General features: G+C 66.4%; 15 protein-coding genes. 5 read left to right on the top strand and 10 right to left on the bottom strand.

Going from position 1 to position 14,790, the window contains the following annotated elements:
* Nucleotides 1-8: 8 nt before the first annotated feature.
* From AB4Z48_RS01850 to AB4Z48_RS01830, 5 genes are all read right to left on the bottom strand, one after another.
* Complete coding sequence (locus tag AB4Z48_RS01850; RefSeq protein WP_441612121.1) at nt 9-515, bottom strand: 2,4'-dihydroxyacetophenone dioxygenase family protein; 507 nt, start codon at nt 513-515, stop codon at nt 9-11.
* Between the two features lie 89 nt (nt 516-604).
* The gene (locus AB4Z48_RS01845) at nt 605-1,573 is read right to left on the bottom strand and encodes a Bug family tripartite tricarboxylate transporter substrate binding protein (RefSeq protein WP_441612120.1); all 969 of its coding nucleotides are present in this window, start codon (nt 1,571-1,573) and stop codon (nt 605-607) included.
* A gap of 284 nt (nt 1,574-1,857) precedes the next feature.
* On the bottom strand, nt 1,858-2,835 hold the full coding sequence (locus tag AB4Z48_RS01840; protein WP_441612119.1) for a quinone oxidoreductase family protein: 978 nt from the start codon (nt 2,833-2,835) through the stop codon (nt 1,858-1,860).
* A gap of 170 nt (nt 2,836-3,005) precedes the next feature.
* Entirely contained in the window at nt 3,006-4,040 is a 1,035-nt protein-coding gene (locus AB4Z48_RS01835; protein ID WP_441612118.1) for a LacI family DNA-binding transcriptional regulator, read from the bottom strand.
* A gap of 307 nt (nt 4,041-4,347) precedes the next feature.
* Nucleotides 4,348-4,890, bottom strand: a complete 543-nt coding sequence (locus AB4Z48_RS01830; RefSeq protein ID WP_441612117.1) for a VOC family protein — start codon at nt 4,888-4,890, stop codon at nt 4,348-4,350.
* Nucleotides 4,891-5,114: 224 nt separating this feature from the next.
* Here AB4Z48_RS01830 and AB4Z48_RS01825 point away from each other — a divergent pair, with 224 nt between their 5' ends.
* Both AB4Z48_RS01825 and AB4Z48_RS01820 read left to right on the top strand, forming a co-directional pair.
* A complete protein-coding gene (locus AB4Z48_RS01825) occupies nt 5,115-5,894 on the top strand; it encodes an SDR family NAD(P)-dependent oxidoreductase (RefSeq protein ID WP_441612116.1) in 780 nt (259 codons plus the stop codon).
* Between the two features lie 130 nt (nt 5,895-6,024).
* Nucleotides 6,025-6,459, top strand: a complete 435-nt coding sequence (locus tag AB4Z48_RS01820; protein WP_441612115.1) for an ester cyclase — start codon at nt 6,025-6,027, stop codon at nt 6,457-6,459.
* A 291-nt stretch (nt 6,460-6,750) separates the two neighbouring features.
* Here AB4Z48_RS01820 and AB4Z48_RS01815 read toward each other — a convergent pair whose 3' ends face one another.
* Nucleotides 6,751-7,170, bottom strand: a complete 420-nt coding sequence (locus tag AB4Z48_RS01815) for a phasin family protein (RefSeq protein WP_441612114.1) — start codon at nt 7,168-7,170, stop codon at nt 6,751-6,753.
* Between the two features lie 273 nt (nt 7,171-7,443).
* Here AB4Z48_RS01815 and AB4Z48_RS01810 point away from each other — a divergent pair, with 273 nt between their 5' ends.
* From AB4Z48_RS01810 to AB4Z48_RS01800, 3 genes are all read left to right on the top strand, one after another.
* A complete protein-coding gene (locus AB4Z48_RS01810) occupies nt 7,444-8,607 on the top strand; it encodes a CaiB/BaiF CoA transferase family protein (protein ID WP_441612113.1) in 1,164 nt (387 codons plus the stop codon).
* An 80-nt stretch (nt 8,608-8,687) separates the two neighbouring features.
* A complete protein-coding gene (locus tag AB4Z48_RS01805) occupies nt 8,688-9,659 on the top strand; it encodes a Bug family tripartite tricarboxylate transporter substrate binding protein (protein WP_441612112.1) in 972 nt (323 codons plus the stop codon).
* 9 nt (nt 9,660-9,668) lie between these two features.
* Nucleotides 9,669-10,463, top strand: a complete 795-nt coding sequence (locus AB4Z48_RS01800) for an enoyl-CoA hydratase (protein ID WP_441612111.1) — start codon at nt 9,669-9,671, stop codon at nt 10,461-10,463.
* A gap of 59 nt (nt 10,464-10,522) precedes the next feature.
* On the opposite strand, the gene AB4Z48_RS01795 is transcribed toward AB4Z48_RS01800, so the two are convergent.
* From AB4Z48_RS01795 to AB4Z48_RS01780, 4 genes are all read right to left on the bottom strand, one after another.
* Entirely contained in the window at nt 10,523-11,638 is a 1,116-nt protein-coding gene (locus tag AB4Z48_RS01795; protein ID WP_441612110.1) for an NAD(P)/FAD-dependent oxidoreductase, read from the bottom strand.
* Nucleotides 11,639-11,769: 131 nt separating this feature from the next.
* Nucleotides 11,770-12,984, bottom strand: coding sequence for an SMP-30/gluconolactonase/LRE family protein (locus AB4Z48_RS01790; RefSeq protein ID WP_441612109.1), 1,215 nt, complete (start codon nt 12,982-12,984; stop codon nt 11,770-11,772).
* 60 nt (nt 12,985-13,044) lie between these two features.
* The gene (locus AB4Z48_RS01785; RefSeq protein WP_441612108.1) at nt 13,045-14,019 is read right to left on the bottom strand and encodes a Bug family tripartite tricarboxylate transporter substrate binding protein; all 975 of its coding nucleotides are present in this window, start codon (nt 14,017-14,019) and stop codon (nt 13,045-13,047) included.
* Nucleotides 14,020-14,069: 50 nt separating this feature from the next.
* Complete coding sequence (locus tag AB4Z48_RS01780) at nt 14,070-14,774, bottom strand: RraA family protein (protein ID WP_441612107.1); 705 nt, start codon at nt 14,772-14,774, stop codon at nt 14,070-14,072.
* Nucleotides 14,775-14,790 lie beyond the last annotated feature (16 nt).

Genomic DNA, 14,790 nt, shown 5'->3' with positions numbered 1-14,790 from the left:
ATCGAGAGTCAGTCCCGCGAAAACTCCGCGCCGCCCTTGGGCCGGATATAGCGGGGCACGGGGAGGCCTGCCTGCCGGGCCGCGGCAAGAATGCCTTCTTCGATGGCTCCGGCATCCCGGACACTCTGGTATTCCCCGTCGGAGAAGATGACGTTGGCGCCGTACACCACCATGAAGCCCTCGGCCGGCTCCTTGGCATCGGCCGGCACTGAAAACGTATGCGCCGAGCCACCGGGCTCGTAAAGGTAGCTACCCGCGGTTTGCGGGTCGGCCGGGTACTCTACATAGTTCCACTGCCCCTTGGTCGTAAAGAAATGCACGGTGCCGGTGTGGAAGTGCGGCGGCAGCGTCGTGCCCGGCTCGAACTTGCCATACAGCACCCAGACGCCGTTCTCGCGGTCGAGAAACAAGGGGATGATCGTGGAGCCCGGTTCGGATCCCGGGAACTCTTGCGACTCATGGATATTGACCGTCAGCAAACGGTCCTGATGCGTAACAACCTTCGGTAGTGCCATCTCAACCTCCTATGGAATGATCGCCTGCTGGTGCAGCACATGGCGGTGGCCAGCCACCCGGCGGCCCGGCCACCGCATCCGGCGCCTGCCTACTCCAGCGTGATATTTGCTTCGCGCGCGATCCGCTTCCAGACCTCGATATCGCGGGCGTTGATCGCGGCTTGCTCGCTGCCTGGCACGAAGTCCGGCGTAATGCCGAGATCGGCCATCTTGCTGGTCACGGCCGGATCCTTCAGCGCTTGCTGAACCGCTGCGGCAAGCTTGTCTGCGATCGCCCTGGGCAGGCCCGCCGGAGCAAACATGGCCCAGCCGGTCCATTGGTCGAAATCGACGCCCTGCTCCTTGTACGTCGCGACGTTGGGGAAATTCGCGCTGCGGCGGGTGCACATGGCCAGCGCCTTGATCTTCCCGGACCTGACCGCGGAAGTGCCGCTGCCAATGTCCAGCCAGCCCACCTTCACGATGCCGCCGAGCATTGCGGTAACCACCGGGGAGGTCCCCTTGAACGGAATATGGTCGAGCTTGATGCCAGTCTTCTGGGCAAGGACCTCGGCACAGAAGTGCCCGGTGGAGCCGGGCCCCCACGTGCCGAACTGGATGGGTGTCGGGCTCTTTTTCGCTACCGCCACGAATTCCCTCAGGTTGTTGGCGGGAAAGTCCTTGGTGGCGACCAGGATGATTGGCGATGTGCCAACGCGAGCGATCGTGGTCAGGTCCTTGACCGGGTCGTATGGCAAGGCCTGGTACACGGCGGGCGCGAGCGTGGTCGTGGTCATCGTGCCAAGGCCGATCGTGTAGCCATCCGGGGTGGCGCGCGCCAGTTGCCCGATGGCGATCGTGCCGCCGGCGCCGGCATTGTTCTCGACCACCAGTGGCTGCTTCAGGCGACGGCCGACCTGGTCCGCCAGGATGCGGGCAAACACATCGCCACCGCCGCCTGGCGCCGTGGGAACAATCAGGCGGATCGGCTTGCTGGGATACGCCACTTCGCCCTGTGCTTGAGCCGCAACGGACAGGGTGATCGCAGTGAGCAAGGTGAGGGCGCTGAGCTTCTTCATTTCTGTCTCCAACTTGTGGGGCGGTGCACCACTCTTTTCAGATTTCTGATCAGACTTCTGATCGTGGCACTTATCATGTCGATGGAACAAGGTAAAACGTTTCCACATATTTTGCGGTGACAGCCTTTACGATCAAATGGTGGTAAACCCGCGGGGAATTTGATGCCGGGTGCGCAAAGGCACTCCGGTGCAGGCGGCCAGGGAGATCCGGTATCCCCGCCCGGCCTGGGTCCGGAGACTATCGGCGGCGGACCGGCATTCGGGACGTCTGCCAGCCAGGTCGCTCAGGAATCCTGGGTGAGGACGATCTTCCCGAAATGTGTGTTCTCGCGCATCATTTCGCACGCCTGCGCCACGCGATCGAGCGGCAGCCGCACATCGATGGGAAGGCGCAGCTCCCCACGCGCGAGTGCGGGCCAGAAGTCCTTGCGCACGCGCTCTGCGATCGCCCCCACGTCTTCGACCGAGCGGGTCCTGAACGTCATGCCGAGATACTGGATCCGGCGCATCGAGTGAAGATCGAAATCGAAGGTTCCGCTCTCTCCCGCCATCCGGCCGATATTGACGATCCGCCCTCCTATGGCCACGGCGCGCATGCTGTCGTTGATCAGCGGCCCCGCCAGGAAGTCGACGAGAAGGTCGACGCCGCGGCCGTCCGTGAGCTCGAGCACCTTTTTCACCCAGCCCGGATCGTTGCTGTCGAGCGCGACATCGGCACCGAACCCGGCCAGCCGATCACGCCGGTCCGCTTTGGTCGAGGTGCCGATCACCAGGCTCGCGCCGAAGTGCCTGGCCACCTGGAGACTCATCAGGCCGACGCCGGACGATGCCCCCAGCACCATGACCGACTGGCCCGCTTCCAGTTGCGCGGTCTGCCGCATCGCCGTGTGCGTCGTTCGCAGCGCGACACAGAGACAGGCGGCGGTTTCATAGTCCATGTCGGCCGCCGGAAACGGGAAAGCGCGACGCCAGTCCGTGACGGCATACTCGGCGAACCCGCCGATGCCGGAGCACATGACCTTGTCGCCGGCTTTGTATGCGGTGACCGCCTCTCCCACTTCGACCACGTCACCAGACCACTCAAGACCCAGGACCGTGCCGGGGCCCCCGACGGAGCCGTGCGACTTGCCATCGACGAGCGACAGGTCTGCGCGATTCAGGGAACTCGCCCGCACCTTCACAAGGATTTCGGTGGCTTTGGGGCGAGGGATCTCGATATCTGCAATGACCAGTCCGGTCTCGTTGCGAATCGCAGCTTTCATGCATGTCTCCTGTCGAAATAGTTCTGGCGCGACCTCGTGTCCGAAGGCTACGACGCCGTTGGCATGATCATTGTAGAAACGTTTCTACCGTTTGGGCAAGTGGATGCAGGACAAAAAAACCGCTTCAGTTCGAAGCGGCGCTGTCCGGGTTCCGTCGGGGTCGGGAATGTCTATGCCGTGGTCTTCTTGCGGCTGGCGGCAACGGGCCCGCAAGACTCTCTGAGAACGAGCTGGGTCGTGATGGCGATCGTCTCCGGCTCGACCTCCGCATCCTTCTCCAGGCGCTTGAGCATGATCTGGGAGAGGACCGTGCCGACTACGTCGAGGTCCCAGGTCAACGAGGTGATCGATGGGCTGAACAGTTGCGAGAGATCGGTATCGCCGATACTGATCACGCTCACGTCATCCGGCACAACCCTGCCGGTGTGCCGCAGCGCCTGGAGCACGCCCGACAGGATCCGCGTCCCGAGACACAGGAATGCGGTGGGGGCATCCGGACCGGACAATAGCGACAGCGCTTCGCTGAAAGCGAATTCCATCGCCGATTTCTCCGAACGGATGAGCTTGGGCGCGGGCTTGAGCCCGCGCTCCTTGTACGCATCCGTGAATCCGGCAATCCGCTCCCGCCCGGGTCGAAGCGCACTCCCAGGCGTCAATAACGCGATGCGCGTATGCCCCAGGTTCAGCAGATAGCGGGTCGCCTGCATGGCACCGCCATAGTGATCGACATGAACACCGGTTCCGACCACGGAAAGGTCCCGGTCAAGGGCGATGACCGGCATTTCCTGCGAAAGCTGCTCCAGCATCCTTGGATTCTCTGCATCGCAAGGGGCAAGGATCAGCCCGTCCACCCGTCGCCGGCGAAAGAGGTCGATCAGGTTCTTCTCGCGCTTGCCATCGTTATGCGTACTCGCGATCAGCAGCGCGTAGCCCGCGGCCTGCAGGGACGCCTCGATGGAGATGATGATGCGTGCGTAAAGCGGGTTCGACAGATCGGAGACCAGGATGCCGATGGCTCCCGACGAGCGCGTGCGCATGCTCTGGGCAATGGCGTCCGGCTCATACCCCAGGCGGGTCGCGGCCTTGGTGACAGCGGCAATGGCGGCTTCGCTCACCCGCCCTGCACGATTGAGCGCGCGCGAAGCCGTGCCAATGGAGACGCCCGCTTCCTTTGCCACCTCCCGGATCGTGATGCGCGGCTTCATTTGGCGTGCATCGTTGTGCGCTGGCTGGCCAAAGCGCCCGGGGCCACGCGCATGCTCGACCAAACACCCGACACAGTCTGGTGCGACACGCTGCGCCACACATGTTCAGGCAGTGCACGGGACTGCAACATCGATTCTCTCCTTTTGCCCCAACGTGCGCCGCGAGGCAGCGGGTTCAGGCTGAGTAACGTCTTATATGAATGCCGAGCATTCTAGCTCACCGGATGACGCGCACTCGTGGAGGCAGAGATCGTCCCGCCCCGAGGTCAGAGCGCCCCTCGCGGAACGCTCCAGCCCCGGATGGCAACTATCGCGGGGCGCCGATCAGCCGGATGGCCTCGCCCTTGCCGTCCCAGGCGAGGCCGGCACGCCTCACCTCGGCAAAATATTCGGCCTTGCCGCCGGCCATTTCCGAGATCTCGAACATCCCGCTAGGCAGGTCGGGGTTGACGAAATAGGCAAAGCGACCCCGCGACCCCATGCGGCCGCCATGCCCCTCCACGTAGCCGGCGTCCAGAAGCCGGCCGACGATCTCGTCGAAGCGGTCTTCCGTCCAGTACGCGATGTGCTGCGCGCCCTCGCCGCTTCGCTTCAATGAGTCCAGGTAGAGCGAGGGCGCGTCATCTCGCTGCTGGATCAGTTCGATCTGCAGATCCCCCGAGTTTGCCAGGGCGATGGAGAGCTTGGGCGGCGTCGAATTCTTGCCGTAGTAGCGAAACTCGGTCGTACCAACGTCTTCCTTGTAGAACCAGGGCCCGACACCGAGCTTCTCCGTCCAGTGCGCCATTGCTTTCTCAATGTCGTTCACGACGTAACCAAGCTGCCGAACCGCGCCAAACAGATAACTCATCGGTGTCTCCTAGTGATCTTGAAAAGTCTGCCCTGCCCTTGCAGAAACGTTTTTACAATATATCATCAACAGGCCCGCCAACAAGGCTAGTGTTTACCATGATTGTTGCGATTTAAACCCGGAACAACAATGCAATCCATCTGTGGAAACGTTTCTTCAGTTTGACGAAAACGAGGCTCGCAAACTGGAAAGAGACTGCAGAACAACAAACAGGAGACAGGAAAATGGCGCAGTTCGCGGAGAAAGTAGCCCTGATCACTGGTGGCGCGTCCGGCATCGGAGCCGCCACGGCGCGCTTGCTGGCCCAGCGCGCGGCAACAGTGGTGATTGCCGACCTGGCCAGCAGCAACGGTGCAAAGGTCGCCGCGGAAATTGGCGGCGAGTTCGTGCCGCTCGACGTGACCAGCGAATCGAGCTGGGCGCACACCGTCCAAGCCATTCTGCACCGGCATGGCAGGCTTGATGTGCTGGTCAACGCGGCAGGCATCGTTGGCGACGTCGTCAATGGCACCTTGGCCAAGACCACGCTCGACGACTGGCGCCGCGTGCTTTCGGTCAACCTCGACGGGACCTTCCTGGGATGCCGCGAGGCGATGGCCGCGATGCGGCAGACCGGTGCAGGCTCGATCATCAACCTGGCTTCAGTGGGTGCCTACTACCCGACAACGCAAAGTGTCGCGTACGGCGCCAGCAAAGGGGCGGTCACACAGCTGACCAAGACGGTTGCCCTGGCCGGCGCGGAAAACGGCAACAAGATCCGCTGCAACTCAGTGCATCCCGGGAAGACGTCCACGCCGATGCTTGAGAGCATCTTCACCCAATACCAGCAACGCCAGGCCGCGGGCGGCGCAGACCCCAGGCCGAACGGACGCCAGATTCCGCTCGGCGACCAGGGACGGGCCGAGGATGTCGCCAATCTGATCGCATTCCTGGCATCGGACGAAGCAGGCTATATCACCGGCGGGGAGTTCACCGTGGATGGCGGGTGGCGTCTGCTTCGCTAAAAGCCGGACAGGGCCATGCCGTCGCGCGATCGGCCGACAGGCAACGCCCGGGCAGTTCAGCACCAATTCTCGCGGCGGCCCGACTCGAGCCGCCCATCATTACCCTAGACATATCCGACGGAGAACAAGGATGACCGATACTTTGAGCGCCGCGCGCATTCAGACCGTGCGCGACCACATGGCACTGGAATGCACCCACGAGTGGGACGCCGTGATCAACACATTCCAGCACCCCCGGTATGAAATGCACGCTACGGGGGTCGTGTTTGACGGCGAGGAGCAGGTCCGGGGTTACTTCGATTCCTCGCGCATCCCCTTCCCCGACCTTGCCAATGAGATCATCGCCATCGCCGCGGACGATGACACTGTTCTCGTTGAATTCTGGCTATCTGGCACGCACCTCGGCCCGCTGAAGGCGAACGGCAAGGTCTTCGAGCCAACCGGCCGGAAGTTCCGCGTGCGAATGGCGGCGACGTTCGAGTTTGCCGCGAACTCGGACAAGATCATCTGCGAACGGCCCTACTCGGCGGCGGACGCAAAGCTGCGCGCTCTTGGCCTGGTCTGAGGAATTGCTTCGACTGCCCTGGCCCGCGGCCGCCGGACAAACCCGGCAGACCGGTCACGCTCAGGCAGACCGCCACGGTGTAGCCCGGCAATCGCGGCGTGATCAGGATGCCAGCGCCCAGCCCCATCGGGGGTCGGCACCAGTAATCGCGAGCATGTGGCTTGCCTTTCCTTGAGCACGCGGACCGGCCCGCCGGGGCCGGCGCGATCCGCGCCGGGAAGGCCGTGCGCGGGACACGGCGGCAGGCGCCGGGCGGGAACCTGGTTCGCGCCCGCCGGCATCCGCCCGTGCTTACTTGCCCTTCATCAGGTTCTTGGCTTCTTCGATATTCTGCTCGGCGCGCTTGGTGATCACCGCCAGCGCTTCGGCCTGCGACTTCTGCGCCATCTCGGCCAGCTCGCGCATATTGTTGAAGGCCTTCTGCAGTCCCTGCTGCACGAACTCGCCCTGCTTGGCCATGGCTTCCGCCGGATTGCCGCCCGTGGACATATGCTGCGCGGCCGTCTGGATCTCCTGCATGGTCTTGCTCAGGATCTCCGTCTGTTTCTGCACCAGCGCCTGCATGCCCTGGTAGGCAACCTTGTTCGCTTCCGTCAGCGCATCGATATCCTTGCGCCGGGCTTCGATCACCGAGGTCATGTCGACGCCGGGAAGCTTGAACTGCTCTAGCAACTTGCTGAAATCGGTAAACGGATTTGAGGTCGTAGCCATGGTGCATCTCCTCGCAAGGGGGGGTGAGGTCGGGAAATGAGCCGCGCCAGGCGCAGGCTTGCCGCACCCAGATCGCGGGCGCGGCAGCTCAAGTGTAGCGCGTGCCGCACAAGGCTAGGAAATGAATGCGTCCGGGGCGCCCGGCTGTGCCCGGTTGCAGGCGCGCCTTCCTTCGAATTCCGCGAACGCTTCTTTCAAAACTATGAACTGGCCCGCCCGCGGGGCCGTCGCTACACTCGCCCGCATCATCACCATCAGTCTTGCGGAGAACCCATGCTTCATCAGGCTTTGGCCGGCATCAAGGTGCTGGATTTGTCCCGGATACTGGCCGGCCCCTGGTGCACGCAGAACCTCGCCGACCTCGGCGCAGAAGTCACCAAGGTGGAACGCCCCGGCCACGGCGACGACACGCGCGGCTGGGGGCCGCCCTACCTGCAGGATCCCGCCGGCGACGACAGCCTCTCCGCTTACTTCATCTGCTGCAACCGCGGCAAGCGCTCCGTTGCCATCGACTACACCACGCCCGAGGGCGCCGCGCAGATCCGCCAGCTCGCGCTGGAAGCGGACGTGCTGGTGGAGAACTACAAGGTCGGCACGCTGCGCCGCTACGGGCTGGACTACGAAACGCTCAGGGCACTCAATCCGCGCCTGGTGTACCTGTCGATCACCGGTTTCGGCCAGAGTGGCCCGATGGCCGACAAGCCCGGCTACGACTACGTCTTCCAGGGCATGGGCGGCCTGATGAGCTATACCGGCCACCCCGACGGCCAGCCCGGCGCCGGCCCGCTGCGCACCGGCGTGGCGGTGGTGGACCTGACCACCGGCATGTACGCCACCTCGGCCGTGCTGGCGGCGCTGTTTCGCCGGCACGCCACCGGCGCGGGCGAATACCTGGACATCGCGCTACTGGATGTCGCCGTGGCGCTCAATGCCAACCAGGCTTCGAACTACCTGGTGTCGGGTCGCGCACCGCGGCGCAGCGGCAATTCCCACCCCAACTGCGCACCGTACGAAGTGTTCCGCTGCGCCGACGGCTATCTCATCCTGGCCATCGGCAACGATGCCCAGTTCGCCCGCTTCTGCGAAGTGGCCGGGCTCGGCGCGCTGGCGACGGACGATCGCTACGCCACCAACTCCGCGCGCATCGCCAACCTGCCCGCGCTGCGCCAGGTCCTCACCGATGTCTTCCCGACGCGCGAACGCCAGGCCTGGACCGATGCGTTCGACGCCGCCGGCGTGCCGTGGGGACCGATCAACTCGATGGAGGAGGTCTTCGCCCATCCGCAGGTAGTGCACCGCCGGCTGGTGCAGACCGCCGAGCACCCCACGCTCGGGCCCGTGCCGATGATCCGCAATCCCATGCTGGCCAGTGACGGCGCACCTGCGCGCGCGGCACCTCCCCTGCTCGGCGAGCACGACATGCCGGCCCACGCATGATGCGCGACACCGCGCGGCAGCGGGCAACGCCGGACACCGGCGCCACAACACCAAGACACACCCTTATCCGGAGACAACGCTTGAACACACATATCCTCGCCGCCACCCTGGTCGGCGGCCTTGCCCTCGCCAGCGGCGCCGGCGCCTCCACGTATCCCGACAAGCCCGTCAAGCTGATCGTGCCCTACGCCGCCGGCGGCACCACCGACATCATCGCGCGCATCGTCGGCACCCGCCTCGGCGCCGTGCTCAGGCAGCCCGTGGTGGTGGAAAACCGTCCCGGCGCAGGCGGCGCGGTAGGCAGCGCCTACGCCGCCAAGCAAGCGGCGGACGGCTATACCCTGGTGATGGAGGTGGAAAGCTCGCACGCGGTCAATCCCAATGTGTACGCGAAGAACGCCTACGATCCGGTCAGGGACTTCGACCCCATCAGCAACCTGGCCGACGTGCCCAACGTGCTGGTGGTCAATCCCGCCTTCCCGGCCGCCGACCTGCCCGCCTTCGTCAGGCTGCTCAAGGCCAACCCGGGCAAATACTCGTTCGGCTCCTCCGGCAACGGCGGCCTGAGCCACATGAACGGCGAGCTGTTCATGAACGAGACCGGCACCACGATGCTCCACGTGCCCTACAAGGGCCTGGGCCCCGCGCTCAACGATGCGGTGGCGGGACAGATCCAGGTGGTGTTCGACAACATCCCTTCCTCTTCCAGCCTGATCCAGGGCGGCCGCCTGCGCCCGCTGGCGGTGGCGGCAAAGCAGCGCCTCAAGGCGCTGCCCAATGTGCCGACCTATGCCGAGGCCGGGCTGCCGGCGATGAACAACCCGTCGTGGTTCGGCCTCGGCGCGCCCGCGGGCACGCCCGCGCCGATCCTGGACCAGCTTAACGACGCGGTGCGCCGCGTGCTGGCCGATCCGGAAGTCGTCACCGCCATCGAAAAACAGGGCGCCATCCCCAGCCCGATGACCCGCAAGGCCTTCGGCGACCTGATCCGCGGCCAGAACGCGCACTGGAAAAAGGTCGTCGAAGAGATCCATTTCACCAAACTCCAGTAAGCCGGACCCATGACACAGACAGACACCACCCAGGACAAGACCACCGGCAAGCACGCCGGCGTCGAGGTCGACGAGCGCGGCATCGCCACCCTCACCATCCGCGAAGCCGGCTCGCTGAACATCCTCGGCACGCCGGTGATCGCGGCGCTCACGCAAGCCGTCGGCACGCTCGCCGGCCGCGCCGATATCCGCGTGCTGATCGTGCAGGGCGCGGGAGAAAAAGGCTTTATCGGCGGCGCCGACATCAAGGAAATGGCCAGCCTGACGCGCGCCAGCGGCGAGGCCTTCATCAGCGGCCTGCGCGGCCTGTGCGACGCGCTGCGGCACTTTCCCGCGCCCGTGATCGCCCGCATGCCGGGCTGGTGCCTGGGCGGCGGCCTGGAGCTGGCGCTGGCCTGCGATATCCGCATCGCCGCGGACAACGCCCAGCTCGGCATGCCCGAGGTCAAGGTGGGCATCCCCTCGGTGATCCACGCCGCCCTCATGCCGCGCCTGATCGGCAACGCGCGCGCCGCATGGATGCTGCTGACCGGCGAGATATCGGATGCGAAGGAAGCCCTGGCCTGGGGCCTGGTCAGCAAGGTCGTGCCGCTGGCGGAGCTGGATGCTGAAGTGCAGCGCGTCGCCTCGCTGCTTGCCAGCTTCGGTCCGACCGCGGTGCGCCAGCAGAAGCGCCTGCTGCGCGCATGGGAAGACGCCCCGCTGGATGTCTCCATCAACGACAGCGTGGGCGAGTTCGGCAGCGCCTTCGATACCGGGGAGCCGCAGCGCTTCATGAACGAATTCCTGCAGCGCAAGCGGTAGGCAGCGCCAACATATGCGCGCGGGGCCGGCCTGCCGGCACCACGGTGGCCAGGCCCCCGTCACGCGCCCGCCAGCTCCCGGACATGGTCGCCGAGCGCCAGCGAGGCGGTCAGCCCGGGGGACTCGATGCCGAACAGGTTGACCAGCCCGCGGACGCCGTGCGCCGATGCGTCCTGGATGACGAAGTCCGTCGCGGTGTTGTGCATGGACGAGCCGGGCCCTGCCAGGCGCGCACGGATGCCCGTGTAGCCGGGCTGCAGGTCCTCGTCGCGCAGGCCCGGGTAGTAGTGGCGCACGGCCTCCAGGAAGCGCGGCTTGCGGCTCTCGTCGAAGCGGTAGTCCACCCCGTCGCGCCAGTCGAGGTCAGGGCCGAACTTGCACTGGCCGCCCAGGTCGAGCGTGACATGGGCGCGCAGCGCGCCCTCCCTGCCCGTGGGATAGACCAGGCGCCGGAACGGCGACCTGCCCGCCAGCGTGAAGTAATGACCGATGGCGTAGTACAGGCGGGGAATCCGCTCCGCAGGCATCTGCGCGATGGCGGCGGCAACGCGCTGGGCGCCGAGCCCGGCGGCATTGATCACCGTGCTGCACAGCACCTCCATCGGCTCGGCGCCGCCCACCCGCAACACGATGCCGTCGCGCGTGCTTTCGCCGCCCTGCACGGGGCTGTTGAGCGCCAGCGCGGCGCCGTCGCCCTGCGCATCGCCCAGGTACGAGAGCATCAGCCCATGGCTGTCGACAATGCCGGTCGAGGGTGACAGCAATGCGCCGGCGCAGCGGACTTCCGCTTCCAGGTCGCGCGCCTCGCTGGCCCCGATGATGCGCAGGTCGGTCACGCCTTGCGCGCGGCCGAGCTCCACGTACTTCGGCAGTTCGCCCAGGTCCTGCGGCTCCACCGCGACGATCAGCTTGCCGATCTGCCGATGCCCGATGCCGCGCTCGCGGCAATACGCGTAGAGCGCGGCCTTGCCGGCCACGCAGAGCCGCCCCTTGAGCGATCCGGGCGCATACGAGATGCCGGCGTGAATGACTTCCGAGTTGCGCGCGCTGGTGTGGGTGCCAAAGGCCGCCTCCGCTTCGAGGATGACGACCTCACGCCCCGCGGCCGCCAGGGCCCTGGCGATGGCGAGGCCCGCCACGCCGGCGCCGATGACGGCGCAATCGATTCTGTCCATGGATAGGGATCTCCTGCTTCGGTGCTTCGGTGCTTCGGCCCGGCGCGCGCATGGTGCATCTCGCGCCGGGCCGCCATGCCGCTGCCTGCAATCTGCTGTCTGCAATCTGCAGTCCGCAGTCCGGCGGCTTGCTATTTGTGGTCGTTGCCGGCCGGCTTCTGCCGGATGGCCAGGCGGTAGATCTTCACCGGATACGTGATCTGCGCCGGGGCGCCCGCCAGGTTCGCCGAGGTGCGGTCGAGCTGGGCCGCCGGCATGTAGAGGTCACCGTCGTTGGAAACCCACATGGCATCGATCCAGGTCAGCCGCGGGTCCGCGACCAGCGTGGAAACCGTGCCGTCCGGCGCGATCTTCATCACGCTGCGGTTGGTGACCTTCGACATATAGATGTTGCCGGCGGCATCGATCGCGCTGCCCGCCGCCATCCATGTGTCGGCCACCTTTTCCACGGCCGCGGCAACGGCCGCCTTGGGCGCGCCCGGATCGTCGAGCAGCGCGGTCGGCACCCGTGCCAGCGGGCCGCCGATCGGCTGGAAGTACAGCCACTTGCCGTCGGGGCTGACTTCGAGCTGGTCGATGTTGACGTACTTGCTGCTGGTAGGCTTGCCGGTGCTGTCCGGGATCGGGTCCTTCAGCGTGATCACGCGCCCGCCGTCCGCGATCATCGCGTGCGCGGCCACGGTGGACGGATGATCTTCCAGCGTGCGGTGCATTTTGCCGCTGGCCAGGTCCAGCACGACGACGGCGGGATGGATGGCGGCGGCATCGCTGATATAAGCCGTGTTGCCGTTGAAGCGGATGTCGTTGAAGTAGCTGTATTCGCGGACCACGGCGGGGTCGGCCTGGTAGATGCGGCGGATGCGGTTGGTCCCGACGTCGATCTGCACGATCTTCGCGGCCCCGGGCACGGCCTTGCCGCCTACGCGCGGGCCGCCGGCGTCCACCACCCACAGGTCGCCGTCGGGGCCGATGCGCACCGTGTTGACGTGCAGCAGCGTAGTGCGGGGATCCGCGGCGTCCTTCCACAGGCTCCATTCCAGGTTCGGGTAGGGCAGGAACTTGCCGTCCTTCAGCTCCGCGACCTGCGCGCCGGGTCCCTCCACCTGCGGCATCGACACGAACAGGCGGCCATCCGGCGTGGTCGCCACGGCGTTGACGACGCGGTCCGAGCTGGCCACCTCGACCAGCCGCGGGTCCTGCGCGGTGGGCATCGGATCCGTCGCGGCCGCGGCGCCGAATACCGGACCGGCGAGCATCGCGCCCAGCAAGAACCGGCGCAGGGCGGCGCCGATGCGGGCAGGCGCGTGGCGCTGCGGCGTCGGTGCGTTGGCGTGTGTGCGTTGCATGGTCTGTCTCCTTTCTGGCTTCTTCAATTGCCTTGTGGTGCCGTGTCGCCGGCATCCGCTTCAGGTGAGCTTGATCTGTGCCTCGCGGATCAGCGCGCCCCATTTGGCGTGTTCCGCGCGGATATGGGCGGCGAACTGCGACGACGTGGTGGGCGTGGCGATGCTGCCCTCCTGCGCCAGCTTCTGCTGCACATCGGGGCGTGCCAGCACCTTGATGGTCGACGCGGAAAGCCTTGCGGTGATTTCGGCCGGCAGGCCCGAGGGGCCGACCAGCCCCAGCCATGTGGTCGCCTCGAAGCCGGCGAAGCCCTGCTCGGCGATCGTGGGAGCCGACGGCAGCGCAGGCAGGCGCTGCGCGGAGGTGACCGCGATCGCGCGGATCTTGCCTGCCAGCAGCTGCGGCATCACCGACACGGTATTGCCGAAGTACGCGTCCACCTGCCCGCCGAGCAGGTCGGTCATGGCGGGGCCCGCCCCCTTGTATGGCACCTGCAGGACCCGCACCCCGGCGCGCCGTGCCAGCATCTCCCCGGCAAGATGCCCGACCGTGCCGTTGCCGGCCTGGGCAACGCCCATCTCGCCATTGCGCGCCTTCGCGGCCTTGACGAAATCGGCCAGCGTGCGCAGCGGCGAGTCCTGGCGCACCACCAGGACCACGGGCTGCGCCGCCACGCCGACGATGGGCGTGAAGTCCTTGAGCGGGTCGAAGGGCATCTTCGGATAGAGCGCCGGATTGATGGCGAGGTTGGCCGCCTGGCCCATGCCGATCGTGTAGCCATCGGCTGCCGCCTTGGCGACCGCGTCCAGTCCGATGTTGCCGCCGGCGCCGGGCTTGTTGTCGACCACCAGGGTCCAGCGCTCCAGCACGGTCAGCTTCTCGGCGATCAGGCGCGAAGTGGCATCGGTGCCGCCGCCCGGCGGGAACGGCACCACCAGGCGAAGGGGCTTCTGCGGCCAGGGGCCTTGCGCGCGAGCCAGGCCCGCGGCGGCCAGCGCGACCGCGGCGCCTGCTTGAAGAAATCGACGGCGTTGCATGAGTGTCTCCGCTTGTGTTGGATGCGCCCCTCTGCGGGGGCGGACTGCCTTCAGACCGGCAAGCCCTTGGCGCGCAAGGTGGCGTCGAAGCGCTCGGGGTCCGACGTACCGGCGGCATTGCCGGCGCGGATCTTCGCCTCCTTCTCCAGGTGGGCACGCGTGCGCAGCAGGATGTCGGCGGCCTGCGCCGCCGGCACGGCAATCACGCCGTCCGCGTCGCCCACGATCAGGTCGCCCGGCATGACCGCCATGCCCGCGCACGAGACCGGCACGTTGATTTCGCCGGGGCCGTCCTTGCTCGGGCCGCGATGCGTGTTGCCGCGCGCGAAGACCGGCATGCCGTCCTCTGCCCATTCGAGGACATCGCGGATCGCGCCGTCGATGACCAGTCCGCCGAGCTTCTTTGCCAGGCAGGTGGTGCGCATCAGGCCGCCGACCAGCGCCTGCGTCACATCCGCGCCGCCGTCGATGACGAGCACGTCGCCCGGCCGGACCATCATCAGGGCCTTGTGGATCATCAGGTTGTCGCCGGGGCGCACGCGCACGGTCACGGCGGGGCCGCACAGCACAGTCTCCGGGCGCCGGTGATAGGGGCGCAGGCCGATGGTGCCGATATGGCGGCTCATGGCATCGCCGATGGCTGCCACCGGCATCTCGCGGAAGGCCGCGACGAGCGCGGGCGCGGGGCCATCGGCAACCGGGTTGATGCGGTATCCGGCCGGCCATGACGGCGTGGGGTTCTGTTCGGCGTTCATCGGGGTCTCCTTGGAA

The sequence above is a fragment of the Cupriavidus sp. 2TAF22 genome, from assembly GCF_052115045.1.
Classification (GTDB): domain Bacteria; phylum Pseudomonadota; class Gammaproteobacteria; order Burkholderiales; family Burkholderiaceae; genus Cupriavidus.
The sequence above is the reverse complement of the archived record's forward strand: the minus strand, read 5'-3'. Positions and strand labels throughout refer to the sequence as shown.

Excerpts from the sequence above, each read along its gene's own strand:
- AB4Z48_RS01820 (WP_441612115.1), top strand. The coding sequence starts at position 6,025 with ATGACCGATACTTTGAGCGCCGCGCGCATTCAGACCGTGCGCGACCAC.
- AB4Z48_RS01850 (WP_441612121.1), bottom strand. The coding sequence starts at position 515 with ATGGCACTACCGAAGGTTGTTACGCATCAGGACCGTTTGCTGACGGTC.
- AB4Z48_RS01845 (WP_441612120.1), bottom strand. The coding sequence starts at position 1,573 with ATGAAGAAGCTCAGCGCCCTCACCTTGCTCACTGCGATCACCCTGTCC.
- AB4Z48_RS01795 (WP_441612110.1), bottom strand. The coding sequence starts at position 11,638 with ATGGACAGAATCGATTGCGCCGTCATCGGCGCCGGCGTGGCGGGCCTC.
- AB4Z48_RS01825 (WP_441612116.1), top strand. The coding sequence starts at position 5,115 with ATGGCGCAGTTCGCGGAGAAAGTAGCCCTGATCACTGGTGGCGCGTCC.
- AB4Z48_RS01790 (WP_441612109.1), bottom strand. The coding sequence starts at position 12,984 with ATGCAACGCACACACGCCAACGCACCGACGCCGCAGCGCCACGCGCCT.
- AB4Z48_RS01830 (WP_441612117.1), bottom strand. The coding sequence starts at position 4,890 with ATGAGTTATCTGTTTGGCGCGGTTCGGCAGCTTGGTTACGTCGTGAAC.
- AB4Z48_RS01840 (WP_441612119.1), bottom strand. The coding sequence starts at position 2,835 with ATGAAAGCTGCGATTCGCAACGAGACCGGACTGGTCATTGCAGATATC.
- AB4Z48_RS01810 (WP_441612113.1), top strand. The coding sequence starts at position 7,444 with ATGCTTCATCAGGCTTTGGCCGGCATCAAGGTGCTGGATTTGTCCCGG.
- AB4Z48_RS01835 (WP_441612118.1), bottom strand. The coding sequence starts at position 4,040 with ATGAAGCCGCGCATCACGATCCGGGAGGTGGCAAAGGAAGCGGGCGTC.
- AB4Z48_RS01800 (WP_441612111.1), top strand. The coding sequence starts at position 9,669 with ATGACACAGACAGACACCACCCAGGACAAGACCACCGGCAAGCACGCC.
- AB4Z48_RS01815 (WP_441612114.1), bottom strand. The coding sequence starts at position 7,170 with ATGGCTACGACCTCAAATCCGTTTACCGATTTCAGCAAGTTGCTAGAG.
- AB4Z48_RS01785 (WP_441612108.1), bottom strand. The coding sequence starts at position 14,019 with ATGCAACGCCGTCGATTTCTTCAAGCAGGCGCCGCGGTCGCGCTGGCC.
- AB4Z48_RS01780 (WP_441612107.1), bottom strand. The coding sequence starts at position 14,774 with ATGAACGCCGAACAGAACCCCACGCCGTCATGGCCGGCCGGATACCGC.